Origin of the sequence: Micromonospora sp. DT229 (genome assembly GCF_049844505.1) — a bacterium.
GTDB lineage: Bacteria > Actinomycetota > Actinomycetes > Mycobacteriales > Micromonosporaceae > Micromonospora.
Map to the genome: position 1 here is coordinate 26,047 of NZ_JBNCLD010000020.1, position 22,450 is coordinate 48,496.

At 70.9% G+C, this 22,450-nt stretch carries 31 protein-coding genes; 22 read left to right on the forward strand and 9 right to left on the reverse strand.

Annotated features, from left to right (window positions below; genetic code table 11):
- Positions 1-14: 14 nt before the first annotated feature.
- The 8 genes from ACLQ2T_RS24545 (at position 15) to ACLQ2T_RS24580 (ending at position 4,632) form a co-directional block, all read left to right on the forward strand.
- Positions 15-746, forward strand: a complete 732-nt coding sequence (locus ACLQ2T_RS24545; protein WP_425768721.1) for a hypothetical protein — start codon at positions 15-17, stop codon at positions 744-746.
- 11 nt (positions 747-757) lie between these two features.
- Positions 758-1,471 (forward strand): hypothetical protein, encoded by a 714-nt coding sequence (locus ACLQ2T_RS24550; RefSeq protein ID WP_425768722.1) that lies wholly within the window; start codon positions 758-760, stop codon positions 1,469-1,471.
- A gap of 18 nt (positions 1,472-1,489) precedes the next feature.
- Positions 1,490-2,527, forward strand: coding sequence for a major capsid protein (locus ACLQ2T_RS24555; RefSeq protein ID WP_425768723.1), 1,038 nt, complete (start codon positions 1,490-1,492; stop codon positions 2,525-2,527).
- Positions 2,524-2,958, forward strand: coding sequence for a hypothetical protein (locus ACLQ2T_RS24560; RefSeq protein WP_425768724.1), 435 nt, complete (start codon positions 2,524-2,526; stop codon positions 2,956-2,958). Before ACLQ2T_RS24555 ends, ACLQ2T_RS24560 begins: the two co-directional genes overlap by 4 nt.
- 66 nt (positions 2,959-3,024) lie before the next feature.
- Complete coding sequence (locus tag ACLQ2T_RS24565; protein ID WP_425768725.1) at positions 3,025-3,438, forward strand: hypothetical protein; 414 nt, start codon at positions 3,025-3,027, stop codon at positions 3,436-3,438.
- Entirely contained in the window at positions 3,432-3,836 is a 405-nt protein-coding gene (locus ACLQ2T_RS24570; RefSeq protein ID WP_425768807.1) for a DUF6093 family protein, read from the forward strand. Before ACLQ2T_RS24565 ends, ACLQ2T_RS24570 begins: the two co-directional genes overlap by 7 nt.
- Positions 3,833-4,222 (forward strand): hypothetical protein, encoded by a 390-nt coding sequence (locus tag ACLQ2T_RS24575; RefSeq protein WP_425768726.1) that lies wholly within the window; start codon positions 3,833-3,835, stop codon positions 4,220-4,222. The genes ACLQ2T_RS24570 and ACLQ2T_RS24575 overlap by 4 nt, the downstream gene beginning before the upstream one ends.
- Positions 4,219-4,632, forward strand: a complete 414-nt coding sequence (locus ACLQ2T_RS24580; RefSeq protein WP_425768727.1) for a hypothetical protein — start codon at positions 4,219-4,221, stop codon at positions 4,630-4,632. The genes ACLQ2T_RS24575 and ACLQ2T_RS24580 overlap by 4 nt, the downstream gene beginning before the upstream one ends.
- On the opposite strand, the gene ACLQ2T_RS24585 is transcribed toward ACLQ2T_RS24580, so the two are convergent.
- The gene (locus ACLQ2T_RS24585; protein WP_425768728.1) at positions 4,629-5,138 is read right to left on the reverse strand and encodes a hypothetical protein; all 510 of its coding nucleotides are present in this window, start codon (positions 5,136-5,138) and stop codon (positions 4,629-4,631) included. The two genes, ACLQ2T_RS24580 and ACLQ2T_RS24585, sit on opposite strands and share 4 nt — an antisense overlap.
- 76 nt (positions 5,139-5,214) lie before the next feature.
- On the opposite strand from ACLQ2T_RS24585, the gene ACLQ2T_RS24590 reads away from it, so the two are divergent.
- The 9 genes from ACLQ2T_RS24590 (at position 5,215) to ACLQ2T_RS24630 (ending at position 14,517) form a co-directional block, all read left to right on the forward strand.
- Complete coding sequence (locus ACLQ2T_RS24590; protein WP_425768729.1) at positions 5,215-5,553, forward strand: hypothetical protein; 339 nt, start codon at positions 5,215-5,217, stop codon at positions 5,551-5,553.
- A 10-nt stretch (positions 5,554-5,563) separates the two neighbouring features.
- A complete protein-coding gene (locus ACLQ2T_RS24595; RefSeq protein WP_425768730.1) occupies positions 5,564-5,911 on the forward strand; it encodes a hypothetical protein in 348 nt (115 codons plus the stop codon).
- Positions 5,904-6,386, forward strand: coding sequence for a hypothetical protein (locus ACLQ2T_RS24600; RefSeq protein WP_425768731.1), 483 nt, complete (start codon positions 5,904-5,906; stop codon positions 6,384-6,386). The genes ACLQ2T_RS24595 and ACLQ2T_RS24600 overlap by 8 nt, the downstream gene beginning before the upstream one ends.
- Before the next feature lie 79 nt (positions 6,387-6,465).
- Complete coding sequence (locus ACLQ2T_RS24605) at positions 6,466-7,005, forward strand: hypothetical protein (RefSeq protein WP_425768732.1); 540 nt, start codon at positions 6,466-6,468, stop codon at positions 7,003-7,005.
- A 56-nt stretch (positions 7,006-7,061) separates the two neighbouring features.
- Positions 7,062-7,376, forward strand: coding sequence for a hypothetical protein (locus ACLQ2T_RS24610; protein ID WP_425768733.1), 315 nt, complete (start codon positions 7,062-7,064; stop codon positions 7,374-7,376).
- A gap of 4 nt (positions 7,377-7,380) precedes the next feature.
- A complete protein-coding gene (locus tag ACLQ2T_RS24615) occupies positions 7,381-10,713 on the forward strand; it encodes a phage tail tape measure protein (RefSeq protein ID WP_425768734.1) in 3,333 nt (1,110 codons plus the stop codon).
- On the forward strand, positions 10,710-12,788 hold the full coding sequence (locus tag ACLQ2T_RS24620; RefSeq protein WP_425768735.1) for a hypothetical protein: 2,079 nt from the start codon (positions 10,710-10,712) through the stop codon (positions 12,786-12,788). Before ACLQ2T_RS24615 ends, ACLQ2T_RS24620 begins: the two co-directional genes overlap by 4 nt.
- Entirely contained in the window at positions 12,737-13,996 is a 1,260-nt protein-coding gene (locus tag ACLQ2T_RS24625) for a poly-gamma-glutamate hydrolase family protein (protein WP_425768736.1), read from the forward strand. The genes ACLQ2T_RS24620 and ACLQ2T_RS24625 overlap by 52 nt, the downstream gene beginning before the upstream one ends.
- A gap of 11 nt (positions 13,997-14,007) precedes the next feature.
- Positions 14,008-14,517, forward strand: coding sequence for a hypothetical protein (locus ACLQ2T_RS24630; RefSeq protein WP_425768737.1), 510 nt, complete (start codon positions 14,008-14,010; stop codon positions 14,515-14,517).
- Here the strand turns inward: ACLQ2T_RS24630 and ACLQ2T_RS24635 are convergent.
- Positions 14,514-14,636, reverse strand: coding sequence for a hypothetical protein (locus tag ACLQ2T_RS24635; RefSeq protein WP_425768738.1), 123 nt, complete (start codon positions 14,634-14,636; stop codon positions 14,514-14,516). The two genes, ACLQ2T_RS24630 and ACLQ2T_RS24635, sit on opposite strands and share 4 nt — an antisense overlap.
- A gap of 73 nt (positions 14,637-14,709) precedes the next feature.
- Between ACLQ2T_RS24635 and ACLQ2T_RS24640 the strand changes: the two genes are divergently transcribed.
- From ACLQ2T_RS24640 to ACLQ2T_RS24650, 3 genes are read left to right on the forward strand one after another with little or no spacing between them, the layout of a single operon-like run.
- Entirely contained in the window at positions 14,710-15,675 is a 966-nt protein-coding gene (locus tag ACLQ2T_RS24640; protein ID WP_425768739.1) for a hypothetical protein, read from the forward strand.
- Positions 15,672-16,100, forward strand: a complete 429-nt coding sequence (locus ACLQ2T_RS24645; protein WP_425768740.1) for a hypothetical protein — start codon at positions 15,672-15,674, stop codon at positions 16,098-16,100. Before ACLQ2T_RS24640 ends, ACLQ2T_RS24645 begins: the two co-directional genes overlap by 4 nt.
- Complete coding sequence (locus ACLQ2T_RS24650) at positions 16,073-16,453, forward strand: hypothetical protein (protein ID WP_425768741.1); 381 nt, start codon at positions 16,073-16,075, stop codon at positions 16,451-16,453. The genes ACLQ2T_RS24645 and ACLQ2T_RS24650 overlap by 28 nt, the downstream gene beginning before the upstream one ends.
- Here ACLQ2T_RS24650 and ACLQ2T_RS24655 read toward each other — a convergent pair.
- A complete protein-coding gene (locus ACLQ2T_RS24655; RefSeq protein ID WP_425768742.1) occupies positions 16,434-16,655 on the reverse strand; it encodes a hypothetical protein in 222 nt (73 codons plus the stop codon). The two genes, ACLQ2T_RS24650 and ACLQ2T_RS24655, sit on opposite strands and share 20 nt — an antisense overlap.
- Before the next feature lie 31 nt (positions 16,656-16,686).
- On the opposite strand from ACLQ2T_RS24655, the gene ACLQ2T_RS24660 reads away from it, so the two are divergent.
- Entirely contained in the window at positions 16,687-17,043 is a 357-nt protein-coding gene (locus tag ACLQ2T_RS24660) for a hypothetical protein (protein ID WP_425768743.1), read from the forward strand.
- Positions 17,044-17,150: 107 nt separating this feature from the next.
- On the opposite strand, the gene ACLQ2T_RS24665 is transcribed toward ACLQ2T_RS24660, so the two are convergent.
- Positions 17,151-17,426, reverse strand: coding sequence for a hypothetical protein (locus ACLQ2T_RS24665; protein WP_425768744.1), 276 nt, complete (start codon positions 17,424-17,426; stop codon positions 17,151-17,153).
- Between the two features lie 88 nt (positions 17,427-17,514).
- Between ACLQ2T_RS24665 and ACLQ2T_RS24670 the strand changes: the two genes are divergently transcribed.
- The gene (locus ACLQ2T_RS24670) at positions 17,515-17,793 is read left to right on the forward strand and encodes a hypothetical protein (protein WP_425768745.1); all 279 of its coding nucleotides are present in this window, start codon (positions 17,515-17,517) and stop codon (positions 17,791-17,793) included.
- 80 nt (positions 17,794-17,873) lie between these two features.
- On the opposite strand, the gene ACLQ2T_RS24675 is transcribed toward ACLQ2T_RS24670, so the two are convergent.
- From ACLQ2T_RS24675 to ACLQ2T_RS24695, 5 genes are all read right to left on the reverse strand, one after another.
- On the reverse strand, positions 17,874-18,092 hold the full coding sequence (locus ACLQ2T_RS24675) for a hypothetical protein (RefSeq protein WP_425768746.1): 219 nt from the start codon (positions 18,090-18,092) through the stop codon (positions 17,874-17,876).
- A 148-nt stretch (positions 18,093-18,240) separates the two neighbouring features.
- Positions 18,241-20,166 (reverse strand): conjugal transfer protein TraB, encoded by a 1,926-nt coding sequence (locus tag ACLQ2T_RS24680; RefSeq protein WP_425768747.1) that lies wholly within the window; start codon positions 20,164-20,166, stop codon positions 18,241-18,243.
- Between the two features lie 24 nt (positions 20,167-20,190).
- Entirely contained in the window at positions 20,191-20,565 is a 375-nt protein-coding gene (locus tag ACLQ2T_RS24685; RefSeq protein ID WP_425768748.1) for a hypothetical protein, read from the reverse strand.
- A gap of 9 nt (positions 20,566-20,574) precedes the next feature.
- Positions 20,575-21,120, reverse strand: coding sequence for a hypothetical protein (locus ACLQ2T_RS24690; RefSeq protein WP_425768749.1), 546 nt, complete (start codon positions 21,118-21,120; stop codon positions 20,575-20,577).
- An 82-nt stretch (positions 21,121-21,202) separates the two neighbouring features.
- Positions 21,203-22,366 (reverse strand): hypothetical protein, encoded by a 1,164-nt coding sequence (locus ACLQ2T_RS24695; RefSeq protein WP_425768750.1) that lies wholly within the window; start codon positions 22,364-22,366, stop codon positions 21,203-21,205.
- Positions 22,367-22,450 lie beyond the last annotated feature (84 nt).

Sequence of the window (22,450 nt, forward strand, 5' to 3'; positions counted from 1 at the left end):
TACTGGAGGTCGCGATGACCCTCACCAGCATCAAGCCGGGGCTGCGCGCCGTAGGCGACCTGCCGCTGCACCCCACGCTGACCCACCCGCACACCGGTGCTCCGATTCGGGCTCTGGGTGTGCGCCGCAACGGCCAGGTGATCTGGCCGGCCCTCGGTGCCGCTCCCGACGACGGGGGCGAGAGCGAGGGCGGCGGGGAGTCCGGCGGGACCGAAGGCGGCAAGCCGGAGGGTGAGGCCGGGAAGCCCGAGGGCGAGGGCGACAAGCCACTTCGTCCAGCCGGCCAGGAGGCACTCCGTAAGGAGCGGGAGGCCCGCAAGGCGCTGGAGAAGAAGCTCGCCACGCTGGCGCCGCTGGAGAAGCTAGCCGCGGCCCTCGGCGGCGGTGACGTCGACAAGGGCAAGAGCGAGGTGGAGCAGCTCACGGAGCGGCTCGCCGCGCAGGAGCAGGCCATCGCCGACGAGCGGACCGCCCGGTGGCGGGCCGAGGTGCAGGCCGAGAAGGGTCTGACGGCGGCGCAGGCTGCCCGCCTGGTCGGCTCGACCAGGGAGGAGATGGCGGCGGACGCCGACGACCTGCTCGCCGCGTTCGGCGGCGACCAGACGGGCCAGAACGGCACCCGGCGTCCGGGCATGCGTCCGGATCCGGCTCAGGGCGCGAGGCCCGGGCAGAAGACGTCATCGCTGGACGCGGGCAGGTCGCTGTACGCCGAGCGGCACAACAAGACGAAGACCACGACGACATAGGAGCGCGAGGGATGAACCTCAACCCCGTGACCGAAACCTTCCACAACGAGGACCAGCGGTGGCTGGGGTCCGCCCACGGCACCGAATCCGCCCAGTCGATCACGCTCGACACGAGCGCGTTCACCAGCGGCGTCCACTACCCCAACGGGTACTTCCCGTCCGGCCTGCCGCTCGGCAGGATCACCGCGTCGGGCAAGTACGGGCCGTACGCCGGCCGCACCTCCGAGGTGCAGACCGTCAGCATCACCGGCGGCCCGACCGGCGGCACGTTCACGCTCACCTTCGCGGGTGAGACCACGGCCGCCATCCCCTACAACGCGACTGCCGCGCAGGTGCGGGCCGCGTTGGAGGCGCTCGCCAGCATCAACACGGGCGAGGTCACCACGGCGGGCGGGCAGCTGCCGGGCACGCCGGTGACCGTCACGTTCGGCGGCCGGTTCGCCGGGGACAACGTCCCGCAGATGACCGCCGGGTCGGGGTCACTGACCGGCGGCTCGACGCCGACCGCCGCGGTGACCACCTCGACCGGCGGCGCGGGTGGCGCCACCGACGGCACCGAGGTGCTCGCCGGGCACCTGCTGTGCACGGTCGACGCCCCGTCCGACAACACCCAGGACCCGCAGGGTGCGCTGTTCTGGCACGGCCGGGTCATCGAGTCCCACCTGCCCATCGGTGTCGACGACGCGGGTAAGCGCGACGTCGCCGGCCGGATCCAGTACGTCTGAGAAGGGGGGTAGCCGAACATGCTGCTCAACGCTGACTACATCGAGCCCGTCGAGCTGACCGGGTACGTCCGGGAGGCTGCGGCGAATCTGCCGGTCAACCAGTTCAGCCTGGCGCGGTGGCTGCCGAACCGGCCCATCGACGACCTGGAGTACCGCTTCACCCGCGGTGGTGAGGGCCTGATCGAGGCCGCCACGTTCCGCGCCTACGACGCGGAGAGCCCGATCGGGCACCGTCCGGGCCTGACCCGGGTGTCGGGTGAGCTTCCGCCGATCTCGCGGAAGATCCGGCTCGGCGAGTACGACCGGCTGCGCCAGCGGTCCGCGAACGCCAACGCGATCCGGGACGCGATCCTCACCGATGCCGAGCGGATGGCCCGGTCGGTGGCGGCCCGCCTGGAGCTGGCCCGCGGTGACGCGCTGGTCAACGGCTCCGTCACCATCAACGAGAACGGCGTCATCGCGACGGTCGGCTTCGGTCGGTCCGGCTCGCACTCCGTCGCGCCGGGTACGCCCTGGTCGACGATCGCGTCGGCGACGCCGCTGGCGGACCTGCTGTCGTGGCAGCAGACCTACATCACCAGCAACGGTGAGGCCCCCGGCGCGATGGTCATGTCCACCACCGTGCTGGGCTACCTGCTGCGCAACGCCGAGATCCGCGCCCTGGTCGGGTCGACGCTCGGCGCGCCGTCGCGGGTGTCGCAGGCGGCCCTGCGGGGCATCCTCGATGACCACGGACTGCCGCCGTGGTACATCGTCGACGAGCAGATCAACGTCAACGGTGCGGCGGTGCGACCGATCCCGGTCGACAAGTTCCTGTACCTCCCGGCACCGGTGGATCCGAACGACGCGGACGGCACCCAGCTCGGCGCGACCCTGCTGGGCACCACCGCCGAGTCGCTGGACCCGCGGTACAGCCTGGAGGAAGCGGACCGGCCGGGCATCGTCGCGGGCGCCTACACGACCGAGGACCCGATCGCGGTGTGGACGAAGGCCGCGGCGATCGGCCTGCCGGTGTCCGTGAACCCGGACCTGAGCTTCGTGGCGGACGTGGCATGAGTCGGCCGGAGCTGGCCACGTTCGTGCACGTGGCAGACGAGCAGGGCGCGGTGCACGTGTTCGGCCCGGGTGACCGGGTGCCGGACTGGGCGGTCGGGAAGATCGTCAACCCGAAGGCGTGGAAGGGCGGCAAGGTTCCGGGCCCGTCCGAGTCGCCGGAGGATGAGCTGGTCCGGCTGCAAGCCCGGATCAACGCCCTGAAGGCCGCCATCGGCGACGGTGGGGCCGAGAACCAGGGCGACGGGTCCACCGACAGCGAGGGGCACGGCCAGGGCGAGGACCAGCACGGTCCGCCGCCGAAGAGTGGCGCCGGGTCGGGTGACAAGGCCTGGCGGGCGTACGCGGCCGACCGGGACGTCGAGGTGCCGGCGGACGCGAAGCGCGAGCAGGTCTGGTCGCTGCTGGCTGAGGCGGGCGTGCCGACCGAGTGAGACTCCGGCCGGTCCAGGAAGACACGGGCCTGGGCCGGCCGGACCACCCGGGAAGGGGTGAGCATCGTGCCTGACCTGTTCACCAGGAGCGAGCTGGAGGCGTACCCGCCGCCGGTGTCGGTGCCGGAGGAGACTGCGGCGCTGGTGTTGTCGCTGGTGACGGCGGAGATCCGGGCCGTGGTGGGTGCTGACCGCTACGACCGGCTGACCGACCTGTCGCCGCTCAAGGCGGTGGCGCTGGCGCTGGCCAGGCGGATGGTGGATCACCCCGGCGGTCGCCGGTCGACCTCGAGGTCGGTCGACGACTACACGGAGACCGACACGTGGGCGGTGGAGTCCCTCGCCCCGGCGGAGCTGACCGCGGGTGAGGTGGAGCGGATCCGCCGCGCGGTGGGCTTGCCGACTGGTGGGGCGTTCACGATCCGCCCGGGTGCCCCGGTTCGGCCTGCCGCGTGCGGGCCAGCTTGGAGGCGGTGCTGATGGTGGACGTGGCGGCGCCGCTGGCCCGTGGCCGGGCGATGGCCGAGGCGCTGATGGTCGACGAGTGTGTGGTCCGGCGTCGCACTGGTGCGGTGACGGACCCGGACACGGCGGTGGTGACGCCGGAGTACACCGTGGTGTACGTCGGGAAGTGCCGCATCCAGCAGCCGACGTCGGCGGCCCGCGAGGAGTCGCCGGGCCAGGCGGTGCTGCTGATGCTGCGCTTTGAGCTGCAGGTGCCGATCAGCGCGGTGGGGATCGCGGCGGATGACGAGGTGCTGCTGACCGCGTCGCAGTTCGATCCGGATCTGGTTGACCGCGAGTTCGTCGTGCGCGGCTTGTCGCACAAGACCCATCCGGTGATGCGTCGGGTCGAGATCGAGGAGCGGACGTCGTGAGCGTGGACATCGAGCACCGGGAGTTGGATCGCTGGGTGCGGACGCTGGACAGTGCGGCTGAGGACGCTCCGGCGGAGGCCCGCAAGGTGGTGCAGCGCGGTGCGTTGCAGATCAAGCGGGACGCTCAGCAGCGCATCTCTGGGCTCAAGCACGCCCCGGCGTACCCGCACTCCATCACGTACGACACGAAGGAGACGCCGGGCGGTGCGGTCGCGGAGATCGGCCCTGATAAGAACCGCCGTCAGGGCGCGCTCGGGAACATCCTGGAGCTGGGCACGGTGAAGAACCCGCCGAGGCCGCACATGATTCCGGCCGCCCAGGCTGAGGAGCCCAAGTTCGAGCGGGCCCTGGCGGACCTGGCTGAACGGCTGTTGAGGCGGCGATGACGGTCCAAGAGCACGCCGATGCGTACCTGGGCCTGCTGCGCGCCACGCCCCGCTTCCCTGTGCACGACGGGGTGGTGCCGGCGAAGACTCTGCCGCCGTACGTGGTGGTGTACGTCGTCGTGGACGACAGCGATGGGCAATCCCCGGAGTGGGGTGACGGCCTGGACGGCGTCAGCGGGGTGGTGACGGCGCGGGCGTACTGCCACTCGGTGGGCGGGTCGGCTCAGGCGGCGCGGACTGTGGCTGGCTGGGTGCGTGAGCAGCTGCTCGACAAGGAACCGACGGTGACGGGGCGAACCGCCGGGATGATCCGCAAGGACTTCTCGTCACCGCCAGTGCGGGATGAGAGCACCGGTACGCCGGTGATGGATCAGATCGACGTGTACCGGCTGCGTACCGTCCGGGCCTAGCGGCCCGCGAACCAGTCCCGCGACTGGACGGGCACAAACAGCAGGCCGACGAGCAGGGCACCGGCAGCGACAGCCACCACGTTCAGGCTGTCGGTCAGCACCACTCCGGCGACGACGGCGAGGGCACCACCCAGGGCGGCGACCCATTGGGCTGCACGTACTCCTCGCCAGATACCGACGGCAATCAGGCCGTAGAACAGCAGCCCGACCACGGAGACTCCGGCCCGGAAGGCGGGCCCGCCGAGGTCGGGGTTGGTGGCCGAGGCGGCGATCTGGACGAGGCCGTAGAGGGCCACGATCAGCATCGCGGCGACGATCGGCGCTGGTGCACGCCGCCGCTGCGGCGTCGGGTGGGTGATCGGTGCAACGTCCCCGTCTGCGTCCGCAGCGACGATCATCTCGACGTCGTCGCGGGTCAGCCCGTACTGCCGTGAGATGTCGCCTACGTCAGCCCCGGTCGCGTACGCGGCGACGATCTGCTCGCGTTCGGTGTCTCCCAGATTCATGCCGCGCACCGTAGCGGGTGCGCGCACTTTGTACCGCCCGGCGACGGGATCACGACACATGGAAGGGGGGCGCCGGATGGCGCTGCTCACCGCAACCTCGGTCCCCGGCGGCACGGCGGTCAACGTCACGCCGGCGACCGTCAGTTCATCCGACACGATCTCCGCTTCGGACATCGGCCGGTTCGGCGTGCTGGTGCGGGTCACGAACGGTGGCGGCTCGGCCATCACCGCGACGATCGCCGACCCGGGGAAGACCGCCGTCGGGAACGCGGGCACGACGGCCGCGCAGTCGGTGCCGGCCAGCCAGTCCCGCTACCTGCGGGTGCTGCCGGGCCATGTCAATCCGGCGACGGGCGTCGCCACGATCACGTTCTCCGGCACCACCTCGGTGACCGCGGAACTCGTCCGGGGCTGAGGGAGGGCCGATGGCAGCGAAGAAGACGTACTGGATGCACGACGGGTACGGCACCGTCGCCCTGGTCGAGGGTGCCGACGAGCGGGACCGGTGGAAGCCGCTCGGCTGGGTCGATTCGGAGCCGCCGGGGCCGGGATCGCAGGTGTGGATGCGGCACGAGACGCACGGCGGGCGGGCGAAGTTCCCGTTCGCGTCGGTGGAGCTGTGGCGCCCCCGCGGCTGGTCGGAGTGCGAGCCGCCGCCGGTGGCGGATCCGTTCAGCGCCGAGACTCCGGCTGACGTGGTCGAGCCGGTGGCGGTTCAGGTTTCCGAGCCGGCGTCGCCGGCCGCGACGAAGAAGGAGAAGGCGGATGGGTGACATCCCCGGCGACGGCAAGGTTCGGGTCGACTGGGTCCCGGCGATCGCCAACATCTACGAGCCGACGGCGGAGGAACTGAACTCCGGCGTGCGGATCAGTCAGTGGATGACCGCTGACGGTGTGGTCGGTTTCCGGCCTGAGACGGCGGATGTGCCGACGTCCGGGCTGGAGGACACCTTCGACACCGCGACGAACGGTCGGCGCAGCTTCTCGGGCACGCTGGTGCGGATCAAGAAGCAGACCGGTAGTGACGTGGCGTACCTGACGCTGCTGCCCGATGTCGAGGGCTACGTCGTCGTCCGGCGGTCGGTGGCGGCGGCCACGGCGTACGCCTCGGCGCAGCACCTCCAGGGCGTGTACCCGGTGATCTGCGGTGAGACGGCGTGGCTGGACAGCGAGCCGAACACGGTCGAGCGCTACGAGGTGCCCCTCAAGATGCGGATTCAGCCCGCTCTGCGGGTCAACGTCGCCTGATCCCCATGAGCGCGGGGGCAGACCACCTGGCCCGGTCTGCCCCCGCTCCAGTCCAGGGCCAGGAAGGAAGGGCCAGGACATGACCGACTTCAAGAGCCGACTGGCGAACGCCAAGCTGCCGGAACGCACCGTACCGATCTGCCTTCGCGGCGACCTGGTCGCCGAGTTCGAGGACCTGGAGCGTCAGCTCACCGAAGCACTCCAGGCGTCAACCGACTCGCTGGAGAAGGCCGCCCCGGAGGGCATCGCTGAGCGGATGGAGCAGCTGCGGCAGGAGATGCGCGACGAGACGGAGATTTTCCGTCTGCGGGCGATGCCGCGGCCTCGCTGGCGCGCATTCATCGCCGAGCATCCGCCCCGCAAGGGTGAGGACGGTGAGGTGGACGAGCGGGACCGGGCCACCGGCGTCAACATGGACACGTTCTACGAGGCGCTCATCCAGGAGTCGGTGATCGCGCCGGTCATCGACGCCGAGGACTGGCCGGTGCTCATCGAGGCGCTCACCTCGCGGCAGTTCGATGAACTGGCGGATGCGGCGTGGGGCCTGAACCGGCGTGAGGTGGACATCCCTTTCTCGCCCGCCGCCTCGCGGATGATCCGGGGTTCCGGGACCGAGTAGAGGCGGCCGAGCGGCTCGGTATCCCGCCGTCGCGGCTGGATGGTCGGGAGCCGGTCGTGACGACCCGGTACGTCTACAACCGGCGTGGCCGGCTCGTGAGGTCGGTGACGACCCGGGAGTCGTCGTGGACGGAGCAGGACCGGGCCGAGGTGCTCGCCCTGGCCTTGTACCGGTCGCAGTTGTGCCCGTGTGGGTGTGGTCAGAGGTACGCCGACACCACGTCGCCGGAGGACACGGGGCCGCAGTTCGTCGCGTCTCGGAAGGTGTGCCGGGCGCGGATGACGCTGCTGGAGGCCCAGCAGGGTGCCGAGACGAACAACGCCGCTATCGCCGGGTCCCGGCTGTGGCAGGTCCGAACGGTGAGGGGGTGACGGGGTGGCGCTGCGCACGGTCGGTGTGAAGTTGCAGGCCGAGGTGTCGGGCTACATGGCTGGGATGCGGCAGGCCAGCACCGCCACCAAGGGCCTGACTGCCGAGATGGACAAGGCGGCGCGTGGCGGCCAGCTCGACCAGGTGGCGGACGCCGCGACGATGATGGGCGCCGGTCTGGTCGCCGGGTTCGGTGTCGCGATCAACCAGTTCGCCAAGTTCGAGAAGCAGATGAGCAGCGTCCAGGCTGCCACGCAGGCGAGCGCGCAGGAGATGGAGCTCCTACGCACGGCCGCGATGCAGGCCGGCAAGGACACGGCTTTCAGCGCCACCGAGGCGGGTCAGGCAGTCGAGGAGCTGGCCAAGGCTGGCGTCGAGACCGGCGACATCCTGCGGGGCGGTCTGGCCGGTGCGCTGGACCTGGCGGCGGCTGGCCAGCTCGACGTGGCCGAGGCGGCGGAGACCGCGGCGTCGGCCATGACCCAGTTCAAGCTGTCCGGCTCCCAGGTGCCGCACATCGCCGATTTGCTGGCGGCGGCGGCAGGTAAAGCGCAGGGCTCCGTGCATGACATGGGCTACGCCCTGTCGCAGAGCGGTCTGGTGGCCGCGCAGATGGGTTTGACGATCGAGGACACGGTCGGCACCCTGGCGTCCTTCGCCTCCGCCGGTCTGCTCGGCTCAGACGCCGGCACCAGCCTCAAGACCGCCCTGCTGATGCTCGCCAACCCGACGGACAAAGCCGCGGATCTGATGAAGGATCTCGGCATCCAGACGTACGACGCGTCTGGCAACTTCGTGGGCATCACCAGTCTGGCCGGGCAGCTCAAGACGCAACTCGGTCAGCTGACGCAGGAGCAGCGCAACAGCGCCCTCGCCACGATCTTCGGCAGCGACGCGATCCGGGCTGCGGCGATCCTGTACGAGCAGGGCGCTCAGGGCATGGGCGAGTGGATCGCCAAGGTCGACGACCAGGGCTATGCCGCCGAAACCGCCCGCCTCAAGACCGACAACCTGATCGGTGACCTGGAGCGGCTGCGGGGCGAGTTGGACAACCTGGCCATCCAGGCCGGGGAGGGCTCGGCGGGTGGCCTGCGGTGGCTGGCTCAGGCTGCTGAAGCGACGGTAGCTAGCTTCGGGTCGCTGCCGCCCGCCGTGTCCGGGACCGCCCTGGCGTTGACCGGGCTCGCCGGTGGCGTGCTGCTGCTCGGCGGCGGCTGGGTCAAGGCCCGCCGCTCCAACCAGGAGATGCTGGCGGAGCTGCGTGCGACGGGTCCGGCGGGCCGCCAGGCTGCGCGTGGCCTGGAGTCGGCGCAGCGTGGGGCGACTCGAGCTGCTGCCGCGTTCGTGGCGCTCCAGTTGGCCGGTGCGGCTATCTCGTCGATGCAGACGGAGCTGAAGCCGCAGGTCGAGGCGCTCGGCAAGGGTTTGGCGGTGTGGGGCCAGTCGGGGAACCTGGCGGGCGAGTCGGCGCGGGTCCTCGGCGACGACATGGGGCATCTGGCGACGGGCCTGAAGTACCTCGCCGACACCGACAACAGCCGCCGGCAGTGGACGCGCCGGCTTCAGGATGGCCTGGAGACCCTGGTCCCCGGCCTGGACGGTACGAACCGTTCGCTGGCGCGGACCCGGGAGCGGGTTGACGCGATGGACCAGGCCCTGGCTGGTCTGGTCCAGCAGGGGCAGGTCGATCAGGCGAAGGCTGCGTTCGATCGGCTCGCTGCCGCCGCTGCCGCGCAGGGTGTCAGCGTCGAAGAGCTGAAGCGAATCTTCCCGGCTTACGCGGGTGCGCTTGAGGTGGCCGGCTCGGCGGCGGGCAAGGCCACCGGCCCGACGGGCGAGCTGGCGGGCGCGACCGACGGGCTGACGGCGGAAACGAAGGAATACACGACCGCGGCTGAGGCTGCTGCTGCGGCGAGCCGTGGCCAGCGTGACGCCCTGGTCGACCTTGCGGCGAAGATGCGCGCGGAGACGGATCCGGTGTTCGGGCTGCTGGAGGCGCAGCGTGATCTGACCGAGGCGCAGAAGGCGGCGGCGAAGGCGGTCAAGGAACACGGCCGCAACTCCGATGAGGCCCGGGAGGCGACCCGCAAGCTGGCGGTGGCGGCGATCGCGTTGCAGGGTGCGGCCGGTGAGGTGGGCACCACCTTCGACGGCAAGATGACGCCCGCGATGCGGCAGACGCTGCGTGCTGCCGGCCTGACCAGGGCTCAGATCGAGGACGTGGAGCGGCAGTTCCGGGCGGCTCGGCGGGAGGCTGAGCGGTACGACGGCCACTACAAGGCCAACGTGTCGGCACCGGGGGCCGACAAGGCCAAGGATCAGCTGCGGGATGGCAAGAAGGCCGCTGACGCGTTCGACGGCAAGTACAAGGCTGCAATCGACGTGGTGGGCTACCCGGTGGCCCTGGACCGGCTGAAGCGGCTGTCGACGTATCAGCAGGCGTTGAAGAAGGGCACAATCCCCGCTGGCTTCCAGGGCCCGGTGCAGGGCCGCGACTACCACGCCGGCGGCTGGACGGGGCCGGGCAGCAAGTATGAGCCGGCCGGTGTGGTGCACGCCGATGAGTACGTCATCAAGAAGGAGTCGAGGCAGCGGATCGAGCAGCGGCATCCGGGCCTGCTGGACGAGATGAACGCCACCGGGCAGTTGCGTGGGTATGCCGATGGTGGGCTGGCGTGGCGGTATCCGACGACGGTACGGAAAACCCGTATCCCGTCGCGGTCTGAGGTCGCCTCGGTGGTGCGTCCGGACTTCGGGGCGTGGCCTGCGAGCCCGTCGGCGCAGCGTGGCGATTCGGAGGTGTGGGGGGGTATCGCCCGCGCGATCCGCGCCACCGGCCCGATGTCGGGCAGCTTCGGTAACGGCTACCGGCCGGGTGACCCGCTGTGGCACGGCAGTGGCCGGGCTGTGGACTGGATGGGCTACAACCAGGACGCCCTGGCCACATGGTTGGCGTCGTGGCGGCCCCTGGAGCTGATCCACCGCACGGCGACGCGGGACTACGCGTACACGCGGGGTGTCAACAAGGGCTCGTTCAACTCGGCCCTGATGGAGGCGCACCGCAACCACATCCACATTGCGATGGCGGATGGCGGGGTGATCCGTGAGCCGGTCGTCGGGGTGGGCCTGAGCAGCGGCAACAGCTATTCGCTCGGCGAGCGTGGCCCGGAGACGGTCGTGCCCGGCGTGGGGGCGATGGCCGGCGGCCGGACCGTCGTGGAGCACGTTCATCGGCATCACATCGTCGTCGAGGGCACCGGTCTACTGCGCAACCTGCGCGAGGAGATCGAGGATGCAGGCGGGGACGTCCAGGGTTATCTCGGAAGGAAGAAGCGGTGACGTTTCCGCTGGTTATCCGCGTGCAGGTGGCGCCGGGCGTCGATCCGACGTCCGACCCGGCCGGGTGGACGTGGCAGACCGTCACCTCGTCGGTGCGTCCCGGCATCTCCGTCACCCGGGGCAGCACCGCCGAGGCGAGTGAGACCCAACCTTCTCGGTGCTCCTTGACCGTCGACTTCGCGGAGGGGTTGCGGCTGCGCCGAGGGTGGGGTGTGCGCGCTCAGGTGCAGGTGGCTGGCGTGTGGCATACCCGCATGACCGGGGTCATCGACGAGCTGCGTCCGCGCCTGGTGACCGTGGACGCGATCGACACGTACGTGGTGGAGGTGCGGGCGTCGGGGACGATGCATCGGCTGGCCAAGGGCGCACAGCTGCGCAGCCCGCTCCTGCACTTCCTGTCCGGCCAGTCGGATCTGACGGCGTGGCTACCCCTGGAGGACCGCGCCGGTACCGATCAGCCGGCGTCGGGGGTGTCGCGTCAGCCGCGGCCGGTGGCGACGGCGGTGCAGTGGGGGCAGCGTGACGAGGGTCTGCCTGGTGCGGCGTCAGTAGCACGTCTGGAGTCGCCGCAGTCCCGGATCGTGATGCCGGCCGGCGGCGGGGATCTGCTCGGCGTCGGTAACCGGTTCATGAGCACGGCGTCGTGGTACTGGTCGGCGTCGTCGTTGGGCAGCTCGGCGGTGGAGATCGCGTCGATCGCCGTGCGCAGTGAGACGGTGGCTCGGCTGTCGGTGCGCGCCAATGAGACGGGACTCTCCACGCTGGCGTTGGACAGCAGCGGTGCGACTCTGGGCAGCCTCTTCTCGCCGTGGCAGGACAACGCCCACCCCGCTGAGCGGTGGATCGGCATTCAGGTGCAGCTGGAGCGGCCCAGCCTGGTGGCTGCGCTGGTGATCCGTACCCGCATCCACGGCGTCGGCTCCACAACCTGGCAGGCGTTTCAGTCCACCTTCAGCACCTCCGGCAACAACGGCGGCTTCGCGTCGCTGACGGCCATGTCGGGGGGCGGCAGCTCCTGGTCGCACATGAGCATCGTCAACAGGACGGTCGACCCGCCTGACACGGCGTGGCCCGCATCCGGGTACCTCGGCGAGAGCGCCAACAACCGGCTCACCCGAGCGTGCGCCACCGCTGGTGTGCAGCTCGCGTCGGTGGGCACGACGGGCACGGCGATGGGTCCGCAGCCGCAGGGCAGCCTGCTGGAGGTGCTGCGGGATGTCGAGGACGCCGACGGCGGGATCCTGTTCGAGGCGAGGGACGGCCGGCTGGCCTACCTGCCCAGGGTGTCCCGCTACAACCGGGCGGTGGCCCTGGCGCTCACCTACGGGCAGTTGGCGCCGCCGCTGGCCCCGACCGATGACGACCGGTACACCCGCAACGATTGGACGATCAGTCGCCCTGACGGCGGGTCAGCCCGGTACGCCGACGAGGAGCACGTCGCGCGGTACGGCCGGTACGACGACACGACGTCGGTCAACATCTCAGGCGACGCGACCCTGGCTGACCGGGCGGCGTGGCGGGTGCACCTCGGCACCGTCGAGGAGTACCGCTACCCGGTGCTCACCCTGAATCTGCGCCGCCCAGCGACGCTGCCGGCCATCCCGGCGTGGCTGGGCTGCGACGTCGGCTCCCGCATGCAGGTGTCCGAGGTGCCGCCGGCGATGGGCGATGGAGTGATTGACCAGCACATCGAGGGATACACCGAAGTCATCGACAAGTTCAGCTGGCAGGTCGACGTGGCCACGTCGCCGGCGTCGCCGTGGCAGGTAGCCGACGCCGACGGGGAGCCGCGCGTGCCCGCCGACGGGTCCACGCTGGCCGCGTCGCTGGCCCCGGGGGACACGGTGCTGCGGCTGGCCAGCACCGCCACCAACGGCCGGTGGACGGAGTCGCTGGACGACATGCCGTTGCCGTTGCGGGTGGACGGGCAGCCGGTCACGGCGACCGCCATCTTCCCGACGGCCGCCGACTGGTTTGACCGGCTGGTGACGGGCGGCTGGGGCACGACCACCTCGGGCATGGCGTGGACGACGTCGGGTGGCAGCAGCAGCGACTACAGCGTGACGGGGGGCTGACGGTGGCGTACGCGTCATTCGCCGAGCTGGCGGCGGCCGAACCGGAGGGGTCGGCCTGGTCACGGACTGCGGTCACGGTGCCGGGGGCGACCTGGGCCAGCATCGCCATCCACGGCGGGGGGATCGAGCGGGGCAGCGGGGAGATGGCCCGCCAGGTGGCCGGCGGCTTCATGAGCTTCTACGAGTTCGCCGGGCTGAAGCCGTCCGGCAATGGGGATCTTCACATCACCTCAACACTCTGGGACGAGCCTCAGTGTGTGGCCCTGGTGGGGGCTTCCCGGCGCACCCTCAGCTTCCACGGCTACGCGGGCACCGCCGACGTCGCTGAGACGGCGATCGGTGGCCTGGACACCGAACTGGTGGCCCGGGTCACCGCCGAACTGGTGGACGCCGATTTCCGCGTCATCACGGCGCCGTCGGAGATCGCGGGGACGAACCCGGCGAACATCTGCAACCGGAACGCGACCAGCGCGGGCGTGCAGCTGGAGATGAGCAACGCGCTGCGGCGCTCGTTCTTCCCCGGCGGCGTCCTGTCGGCCGCAATGTCCGCGTCCGGTCAGCGCACGGACGCCTTCTACCGGTACGCGGCAGCCGTCCAGCGGGCGTACATCGGGTACGGCACCGTGTCGATCGGCAGCGTCAACAACTCCCGGTGGACCCTGCTGCCCATCTCCACCGCCGACGTCACCGTCTCGGCCACCGTGTCGACGGACAAGCTGGCCACCGGCGGCGGACAGTTCCTGTCCCTGGTCGCCCGGTATGCGGACCCGAACAACTGCTACCTGGCCAGGCTGGAGATGTCGACCAGCCAGACGGTGATCCTGACCATCCGCAAGCGCGTGGGCGGCACGGAGACGTTCCTGGTGCAGCACACCCTGTCGGGGGTCGCCCACGCGGTCGGTGGGCGGGTCGCCTTCGAGTTGGACGTGTCCGGCAGCCGGTTGCGGGCCCGTGCCTGGCAGCCCGGCCAGCCCATCCCCGGATGGCAGCTGACCACCACTGATACCGACCTGACCGCGCCTGGCCTGGTCGGTACTCGCAGCATCCTGTCCACCGCCAACACCAACGGAACCGTGGTGGCCCGGTGGGGGGACGTGCGGGTGCGGGCCGGCTACCAGACCGTGCACCTGGCCCCCGGCAACCGGCGCACCACCGTGCCCACCGGGGCACCTGTCGACGTGTGGCTGCCCGCTGTGGCCGCCCTGTAGAGGAGACCTGAGTGCCGATCACGATCCTGTCGGGGCAGCGGCTCACCCCCGCCCGACTCAACGCGCCAATGACGGCCTACTACCCGCTGGATGCGACACCGAGCCTCACGTCGCAGGCAACGCTGCAAGACACCGTCCTGGTCGTACCCATCGTCTCCATCAGCGAGGTGGAGCTGTCGGTGCGGTACACCGCCAACGGGGGCGGGATCAGGTGGGCGTGGCGGTCCACCGGCACGGTGACCGGCCTGTCCCGTGACATCGGGTCGGCCGGGTCGGCGGCATCCACCACGGACGCCAGCCACAACATCGGAGAGATGCGGTGGCGGCAGATCGCCACGTTGGACGAGGAGCAGGTCAGCGCGCAGTACAGCACGACGACGACGCAGCTCATCCGTGAGCGCCTGATCGTTGACGGGGCGGGCACGCTGGTCTTCCGGTTCGCGCAGGCGTCCAGCAACGCCAGCGCCACCAGCCTGCACGCGGCTTCCTTCGCGACGGTCCGGCGGATGCGCAGGCCCTAGCGCAGCAGCAGGATCGCCCACATCGCGGCGATCCACACCAGAGCGCCCACGGTGATCCACGCCATGCGGCGCATCAGCTTTCGGTCGGCGGCCGTGTACTCGTATCGACGGCGAGGCATGCCACCGACCGTAACGCCATCACTCCCCGCTCGCTCGCTTGCGCGGGACCACGACTTCTGACGGAGGCACCCGATGACGCGGGCACCAGAAAACCTGATGGCGGTCCGCCGGCTGCTGCTCGACCACCTCGACGTTGACCCCGGCAAGGTCCGCGACCAGGACCTGGAGCCGAACGAGGTCGGGATCATCGGCGACGCCGCCCACCGGGGCGGCTACCACTGTGGTTCCGACCGGGTGGTGACCAACGACTACTCGGTGGTCGAGTCGTCGCGCGACCGCAACGGCCTGACCCTCGACGCCGCCGCGCTCGACGTGGGCATGTTCCAGGTCAGCGTCGGTGGCCGTAACCACAACCTGGCCACCTTCTCGGCCTGGTGTGTGGCGCAGTGCCAGGCCGACGCGCCGGACGCCCGCGACATCCGGGAGATCATCTACAGCCCGGACGGCAAGGTGGTGCGCCGCTGGGACCGGCTCGGCCGCCGCAACACCGGCGACCGCTCCCACCTGTGGCACACCCACTTCAGTTTCTTCCGCGACTCGATCAAGGCGAACCGCGACCAGACGCCGCTGTTCCGCCGCTACCTGACCACCATCGGCCTAATCAAAGGCCCGACCGGCATCACGCCCAAGGGGGACATCATGACTCCGGCTCAGGAGAAGAAGCTCGACCAGGTGCTCAAGATGCTGGAGGGCATGCCGAAGGCGGTCGTCGGCGTGGACGCGGTGCCCGCCGCCCGCCCGCCGTGGAACAACGCCGATTTCGAGGCCAACAAGGAGTGGCGTCTCGGGTACGCGCTCCAGACTGGCGTCGAGGGCACCCGCGCCACCCTCCAGGCCGTCGAGGCACTGCGCGCCGAGGTGGCCCGGGTGACTGGGCAGGCGCCGGTCGACCCGCAGGTCATCGTGCAGGGCGTGCTCGCTGGGCTGGCCCCGGAGGTGCTGGCCGCGCACATCGTGTCGGTGATGCCGGAGTCCCTGGCCCGGCAGGTCGTCGACGAGCTGTCCCGGGCGCTCCAGGCGGCCGGCAAGCAGTCGTGACCGAGGCGCGGCTACGAGGTCGCGTCGGCCGCCGCGGCAGCGCCCTGCTCGTCTTCGCCGCCCTCGACGTGGCCTACGCAACCCGCCTCACCACCGTGCAACCCCCCGCCACCGACTTCTACGCATGGCTGCACCTACCCATGCCGCTGTGGGCGTGGGGGGCGCTGTGGCTGGCCGTCGCCGCGCTGTGCACCATCGGCGCGTGGCAGGACTGCGACCGGGTCGCGTTCACGGCGGCAATCGGCATCAAGGTGCTCTGGTGTTCCCTCTACCTGTCCGGCTGGCTGCTCGGGGAGGTGCCCGACGGGTGGGTGTCAGCGTGCATCTGGGCCGCGTTCGCGGCGGTGGTGTGGCTGATCGCGGGGTGGCCTGAGCCTGTCAACGGAAAGGGGCCGGCGTGGACCCCACCATTGCGGCGGCGATAGCGTCCGGGCTGGCCGCGTTACTGGCCAGCGTCATCACCAACCGGGTCGCCGGGCGGGCGTCACGCCGGGACAACCTGCTGCGGTGGGCCGAGCAGCTACGCGCGTCGGAGGAAGCGGCCCGGCAGCGGGCCGACCGGATCCGCGACGAGGCCGATGCCGATGTCGAGGAACTGCGCACGAAGCTCGACGGGGTGATGGAGCAGCTGCGGGAGGCCCAAGGGTTAGCCGCCCGGCTGACGGACACGCTGACGTCGGTGGCGGCGGAGGTGTGGCGACCTGAGCCGGACATCGCCGCGTTGCGCCGGCTGGTGGGCCGTCCGTCGGCACCGGGCGTCAACGGGCGTCACCTGTAGGCCGCTGCCACTGGTGGCAGGTCTGCACCACCCACCGGCAGCCGGGTGCCTGGCAGCCCCACTGTCGGCCCATCTGGTCACACACTCCGCAGCCACCCCAGCCTGGGGTGGTGCGTGGGTTGCCGTCCGGATCGACGTGTCCGGCCGGGCACACCTCGGGCACCTCGGCGATGCCGCCAGGGGTGCGCCGGAATCTCGTCACAGCTCATCACCGTACCCACGGAGGACCCATCGTGAAGATCTTCGGCCGTGAGCCGGCGCTGGTCATCGGCGCCATCGGCTCACTCATCACCGTCCTGGCCGCGCTCAACCTGCCCGGCCTGTCCGCCGGGCAGGCCGCCGCCATCACCGCGCTGGTCACCGCCGGCATCACCGCCTGGACGACCCGTCCGGTCGCCCCGGCCCTGTACGTGGGTGCGGTCGCCGCCGTCGCGGTGCTGCTCGCCGAGTACGGCTTCAACGTGTCCGACGAGGCGGTCGCGGCGATCGGCGGGGCGGTGCTGGCCGGGTTCGCGCTGTTCGGGGTCCGGCCGCAGGTCACTCCGGCGGCGGACCCGCGCCAGTCGATCCGCGCCGGGTCGCTGTCGTAGGCGGTCGCTAGACTCGTCGATGCGGTGCCGCCGGTGAGCTCCCGGAGGTGCCGACCAACGTTGAAGCGCCCCACCTGCCTTGTGGCGGGTGGGGCGCTTTCGTGCTGTCACCAGCTGATCAGGTGCTTCCACTGGCCGCCGTGCCACACCGCGAGTTCGCGGTCCAGGGGCGTCAGCATCTTCTGGTTGGACTCGGGGGTGAGCCGGGCGCGGTCGTTGCGGGCGAGGTGGCGGGCGCCGTCGGCGATCTCGTCGGCGGTCAGGTCGACCCGCTCGGCGAGCTGCGCCATGCTCATCAGGGCACCGGGGCCGTACTGGCTGGTGTGGGTGCCGTAGGCGCGCTTGATCTCGGTGGCGGCTCGCTCGGTGGTCATGGTCCGCATCTCGGTCTCCCTTGTTCTCCCCTTGCCTGTACCTAAATTCTACACTGCCCTAGCATTCTCCGCAACATAGTGGTGTAGAATTTCTGGCATGGACCTCCCCGACCTCGGCACCCGCCTCGCCGCCGCCAACCACCTCCCCGACCCACTCCAGCGGTACCGCGCCCTCCGCGACCTCGCCCCCGAAATCAAGGCCGCCCTCGCCGCCGCCCAGGACACCGCCATCGCCGAAGCCCGGCAAGCCACCCCCGAGGATCAGGTCGCCGAGCAGGCGGGCGTCAGCGTCTCCGAGGTGCGTCGCCGGGTGACCGCCCACGGCAAGCGGACCGGCGTCGACCGGCGTCCCGGCCGCCCCCCGAAGGCCACATAGGAGAGCGCTTTCCTGTGCGCCGCCCAACGCCAGAGGCCCCGCCCCAAGAGGGGTTCGGGGCCTCTGCGCATCTACGGGGGCTACAGCGCCAACCACACCAGCGCGCCGGCGGCGACGAGCACCACCACCACGGCCAGAATCCACCCTGCAGCCGCACGGGCCAGCCATGCCGCCTCGGACAGCCACCCGGCCGCCCACGACCACGCCCAGGCGGCCCGCTCCCACCGCCGGGCGGCCTCCCAGGTGACGAGGACTCCGGTGATGACCCCGGCCCCGTAGGTGATGACCAGGCTCCTCATGATTCACTCTCCGTGGTCAGGTCGGGCGTACGGACAATCCGTACACCTGGCGTACGGACGGCATCCGTACGGGCCTTTATCTGGACCCGGCTGCGCCCGTCCAGACCGTACGGATGGTCTGGACGGGCGCAGCCTGCGTTACTGTGCGTCACGCCGGTTCGGGTACGCGGATGCGGTAGACGCCCCGGTCGGTCTTCTGGAGCAGGGCGTCCGGGCCGCTGGTGAGCCGGCGCAGTTCCTTGCCCACCCACGCCGCGGTGAGGCCGGTCGCCTCGATGACGTCACCCAGCTCCGACGGGCGGATCCGGTCGACGCCCTCGTCGTGCAGACGCAGCAGGTAGTCCCGCATCCACGCCCGCGCCTCCTCGGTGCCCATTGGCGGAGTGCGGAGCTGGCCGAGGGCGAGTCGAGGCATGTCGGCGGGGATAGTGATGGGCTGGGCGGGGTCGACGTCGTCCGGCGGGTCAGCCAGATCGAGCGCCTTGTTCAGCTCGCGCTTCTCCTGGTCGTCGTCGGCCAGCGGGGTGGTGGTCACAGGTGGGTCCTCTCGACGAGGGGCGGCCTCCGGCTGGCCCGGCGCAGGGATGTGCCGGTGCTGGGCGACGACCGCCGCCCGGTCGTCCTCGCTGCGGGCGATGGCTGCCCGCGCCGGCATCGACCAGCGCTCCTGCTCCACGCCGGGCAGTTCGGCGTACAGGTATCCGGGCTTCATGTTCTTCCACTCCCACGGCGCCGCACCAGCGTCGAGGGTGCTCTCCGACAGCGCCGCTTCAGCGTCCTCGGGACGCGCCACACCCAGGCAGATGCGGGCGGAGATGTTGGCCCGAGCGCTGGTCGGGAAGCGGTCGTGCGTGGCCCGCTGCAACTCGACCAGCAGGCAGATGCCCACCGACCGGGCCGACTCGGTCACGTCCACGAACGTTCCGTTGTTGGCGACCAAGCCGGCGGCCTCGAAGTTCACCACCACCACGTACGGCAGGCCGCAGCCCTTCACCCACTGCTTGAGTCCACGCTGACCCAGGTAGCGGGCCCGCTCGGCGATGATCCGGGGCAGGTCCTCCATGTAGTCCTCGGCCGCCTCGCCGTCGAGGTGCGCCTCGTGGGCGCTCTTGCGCAGCCACTCGGGAAGCTGGTCGCCCTTGCGGGTGTCGGTGACGACCAGCCGTACGTCGCTGCGGGTGAGCACGTCAGCACACAGGTTCAGCACCAGTTCGGTCTTACCCGCACCCGACATGCCGACCACGGACAGGTGCACGCTGTTGCGGCCCTTGGAGTGGTCGCCGGGCAGCCAGATCTCCAGCGGCTCCCCGTCCTCCATCACCCCAAGCCGGACCGGGGCGTCGGCGATCGACTGGCCGGGAGCGGAGGGGCCGGGCCAGTGGAGCGTGTCGGCGAGCTGGTCGACGGGCACCACCGACACGGTGGCCCGTTGCGCCGAGTCAGGGTCGGGAATGATCCGCACGGCGGTGGTCCGGACGTCCAAGGCGGACGCCAGCGCACCCCGGTCGCTGGCCAGGTCGGCCGCGGTGGTGCCTGCCTCCAGGACGACGGGGGCGGTGGCCCGGGCGCCGTCGATGCGGGGCCGACCGAATCGGGCCCCACGCAGGCTCTTCACGGCCTCCTTGAGCCCGCCGTTGTCCGCCTGATCGCCGTCGCCACCGGAGCGCATGACCCGCACCACCGCCATGGCGATCGAAGCCACAGGCGCACCGATGAGCCACATGTCCAGCCAGGGCCGCTCCCACGGCGCGGCCAGCATGGCCCCGATGGTCCAAGCGCTACCCGCGATGCAGGAAAGGGTGGCCGTGGCCTGGCGGACGATGCCGCGGGCGGCAGCGGCCCGCCAGGTCAGGCCGGTGAGTGCGGTGCCCGCCAGGGTGAGCCCGGCGGCTGCGGCGCCGGCCACGGCGGGGCTGTCCGCCCAGTAGGCGTGCGCTCCGGCGGTGGCCGCCCACAGTCCGACCGCGCTGGCCGGGGTGACCAGGTACGGCCAGAGGGGGATCCGCACGGTGTGGACGGTCGCGACGCCGTCGTAGCCGGCGTTGCGGGGCATCCTCGTCGTGGTCTTCGCCATGATGCTGCTCCTCAGATCCTCAGATCAGGCCTTGAACTTGAAGTCGTTACGGCGTGGCCGGTGGCCGGCCTGCTCCAGCTCCGGCATGTAGACGGCCTGGAAGCGGGTGGCGGCGGTGACGATGTACCGGCCGCCGATGACGAGGGCCTCGGACGCCTGCTGGATGGGGCGGGCGACCTGGCGGGCGCGGGCGCGCCCCGACATGCCGCCCATCGGGCCGGTGCGGATGGCGCGGAGCCGCGCGTCCAGTTCGGACGCGACGATGCCCAGCTCCAGGGCTCCGGCGTGGAGGATGCGGCGGCTGGTCTCGCACCATTCCAGTAGGGCGATGTTGTCGGTGAGGCTGTCGGCGCCCGCGAAGAAGTTCCGGGCGTGCTGGCCCTGCTGCTGGTTCGGCACAGGTGCTCCTCAGTGGTTGACGGGGCGGAGGGCGGCGGTGATCGCGGCGAGGACCGTCACCAGGGCGATGACGCCGGGCAGCGCCTTCGAGTCGAGGGCGAGCCGCCCGGCGGCCGCGGCGACGAACGCGGCGGTCAGGGACAGGGCGACGAGCGCGCGGGCCAGCTGGTAGGCCACGGACGGACGGGCCGGCGGGTCGATGGTGCCGTCGGAGTACTGGTCCCACCAGCGGGTCAGCCGGTTGTAGTCGTCGGCGCTGATCAGGTCGCGGGCCAGGATCGCGATGGCGACGTCGGAGGCGCCGCCGACGATCCCGCACAGGCTGTCGAGGGCGTAGTCGACATCGTCGGTCAGCCGTCCGGCCTGGGCGAGCAGCTTGAGGGCGCGCCCGGCGATGCGGTTCTGCCCGCCGTCCCACTGCCGCTCGTAGACCTTCTGCATCTGGTTGGTTGCGCTCTCGGGCAGGTCGTTGAAGATCTCGACGACGCGCCAGAACTCGGCGAGCTGGCTGGCGGGTACCGCGGTAGGTGTGGGGTTCTTGTCGGTGCGGGGCATGATGGTCTCCTCCTTCGGGAGATTGGGGCGGGGCCGGTCCGGCTGTAGGAGGTGGGGCCGGCCCCGCGGCTTGGTGGGTGGCTCAGACCGCAGCGCGGTCGTCAATCTCGCCGGCCTCGATCGCGAGCACCGGATGGTCAGCGGGGATGGAGTTGAGTACCTTCCGGACCGTCCGGTCCGACACGGAAGCAGCGGAAGCGATCTGCTCCCGGGTGGCACCCGGAAGGCGGAGGTAGGCGGAAACCACCCGGGCGACCGTGGCCGGGCTGACCTCGTCCACGACCGGAAGGTCCGCCGGAACGGAAGCCGGAAGAGCTTCCACCTTCTTCCGCCCGGCCGGGGCGGAAACGGCAGGCGTCTTCCGGCCCGCACCTTCCGCCCGCTGCTGGAGTCGTCCGTACGCCTGCCGGACCCGCTCCAGCTCTTCAACCACCGCCGCCCGCGACTCAGTCACCGCGGAGATGTGCTGCTCAGCGGTCAACTTCTCGGCGATGGCCCTCTCGGCGAGCAGCCGCGCTTCCGTCAACTGGCCGGCGACTTTCGCGGCCAGTTCGGACTGCTCGGCGGCCTGGGTGCGGGCGTCACGGGCGGAGGCCTGCACTTCCTCGGCGTGCCGGATCAGCCGGGCGATTTCCGCCTCCGATTCGCGGCTCTCTTCCGCCCTGGCTTCCGCCTCGGCGGCCACCCGCTCTTCCGCCTTCCGGCGCTGCTCGGCTTCCGCCTGGGCGCGCTTCTCCGCGTCGGCGCTCTTCCGCTCTTCCGCCCGGAGTGCGGTCTCCAGTTCGGCGCTCTTCCGGTCGGCGTCTTCCGCCGCCTGCCGCAGTCGGGTGATCTCTTCCGCCTTCCGGGCTGCGGCGGCTTCCGCCTCGCGCTCGGCCGCCGTCTTCCCGGCGAGCGCCTTCACGCGGACTACGACGATCGGCGCGATGCAGGCGACCGCCATCACCAGCGCCCAGGGCGTCTCCTCGCCTTCGGTGATGAACACCGGAAGGAGGTGAACGGCGACCTGGCAGAACAGCATCAGGAAGAGGCTGATCGAGACGTCGAGCCACCGGCGCTTGTGGAAGGCGGTGACCACGTACACGTCGATCATGACGGGGAACATCCAGGCGATTCCCGGCGTGAAGTGAGCCATCACCGCCAGGTCGAACTCACCTCTGGCGGTCAGCGCCACCGCAGTGCTGAGGGCGATGCGCTCGCCCCAGGAGGCGGCATCGGCGCGGAACCAGGATCGTTCGGTCGTCATGCCGGCAAGCATGGCACAGCATTGACAGTTTAGAAAGGTCTGACAGACTCAGGACATGATGACGGTGGATCCACCCCGACCAAC

Coding starts and splice junctions, on each gene's coding strand:
- ACLQ2T_RS24545 (WP_425768721.1), top strand. CDS start 15: ATGACCCTCACCAGCATCAAGCCGGGGCTGCGCGCCGTAGGCGACCTG.
- ACLQ2T_RS24550 (WP_425768722.1), top strand. CDS start 758: ATGAACCTCAACCCCGTGACCGAAACCTTCCACAACGAGGACCAGCGG.
- ACLQ2T_RS24555 (WP_425768723.1), top strand. CDS start 1,490: ATGCTGCTCAACGCTGACTACATCGAGCCCGTCGAGCTGACCGGGTAC.
- ACLQ2T_RS24560 (WP_425768724.1), top strand. CDS start 2,524: ATGAGTCGGCCGGAGCTGGCCACGTTCGTGCACGTGGCAGACGAGCAG.
- ACLQ2T_RS24580 (WP_425768727.1), top strand. CDS start 4,219: ATGACGGTCCAAGAGCACGCCGATGCGTACCTGGGCCTGCTGCGCGCC.
- ACLQ2T_RS24585 (WP_425768728.1), bottom strand. CDS start 5,138: ATGAATCTGGGAGACACCGAACGCGAGCAGATCGTCGCCGCGTACGCG.
- ACLQ2T_RS24590 (WP_425768729.1), top strand. CDS start 5,215: ATGGCGCTGCTCACCGCAACCTCGGTCCCCGGCGGCACGGCGGTCAAC.
- ACLQ2T_RS24595 (WP_425768730.1), top strand. CDS start 5,564: ATGGCAGCGAAGAAGACGTACTGGATGCACGACGGGTACGGCACCGTC.
- ACLQ2T_RS24600 (WP_425768731.1), top strand. CDS start 5,904: ATGGGTGACATCCCCGGCGACGGCAAGGTTCGGGTCGACTGGGTCCCG.
- ACLQ2T_RS24605 (WP_425768732.1), top strand. CDS start 6,466: ATGACCGACTTCAAGAGCCGACTGGCGAACGCCAAGCTGCCGGAACGC.
- ACLQ2T_RS24635 (WP_425768738.1), bottom strand. CDS start 14,636: ATGCCTCGCCGTCGATACGAGTACACGGCCGCCGACCGAAAGCTGATG.
- ACLQ2T_RS24640 (WP_425768739.1), top strand. CDS start 14,710: ATGACGCGGGCACCAGAAAACCTGATGGCGGTCCGCCGGCTGCTGCTC.
- ACLQ2T_RS24665 (WP_425768744.1), bottom strand. CDS start 17,426: ATGCGGACCATGACCACCGAGCGAGCCGCCACCGAGATCAAGCGCGCC.
- ACLQ2T_RS24670 (WP_425768745.1), top strand. CDS start 17,515: ATGGACCTCCCCGACCTCGGCACCCGCCTCGCCGCCGCCAACCACCTC.
- ACLQ2T_RS24675 (WP_425768746.1), bottom strand. CDS start 18,092: ATGAGGAGCCTGGTCATCACCTACGGGGCCGGGGTCATCACCGGAGTC.
- ACLQ2T_RS24680 (WP_425768747.1), bottom strand. CDS start 20,166: ATGGCGAAGACCACGACGAGGATGCCCCGCAACGCCGGCTACGACGGC.
- ACLQ2T_RS24690 (WP_425768749.1), bottom strand. CDS start 21,120: ATGCCCCGCACCGACAAGAACCCCACACCTACCGCGGTACCCGCCAGC.
- ACLQ2T_RS24695 (WP_425768750.1), bottom strand. CDS start 22,366: ATGACGACCGAACGATCCTGGTTCCGCGCCGATGCCGCCTCCTGGGGC.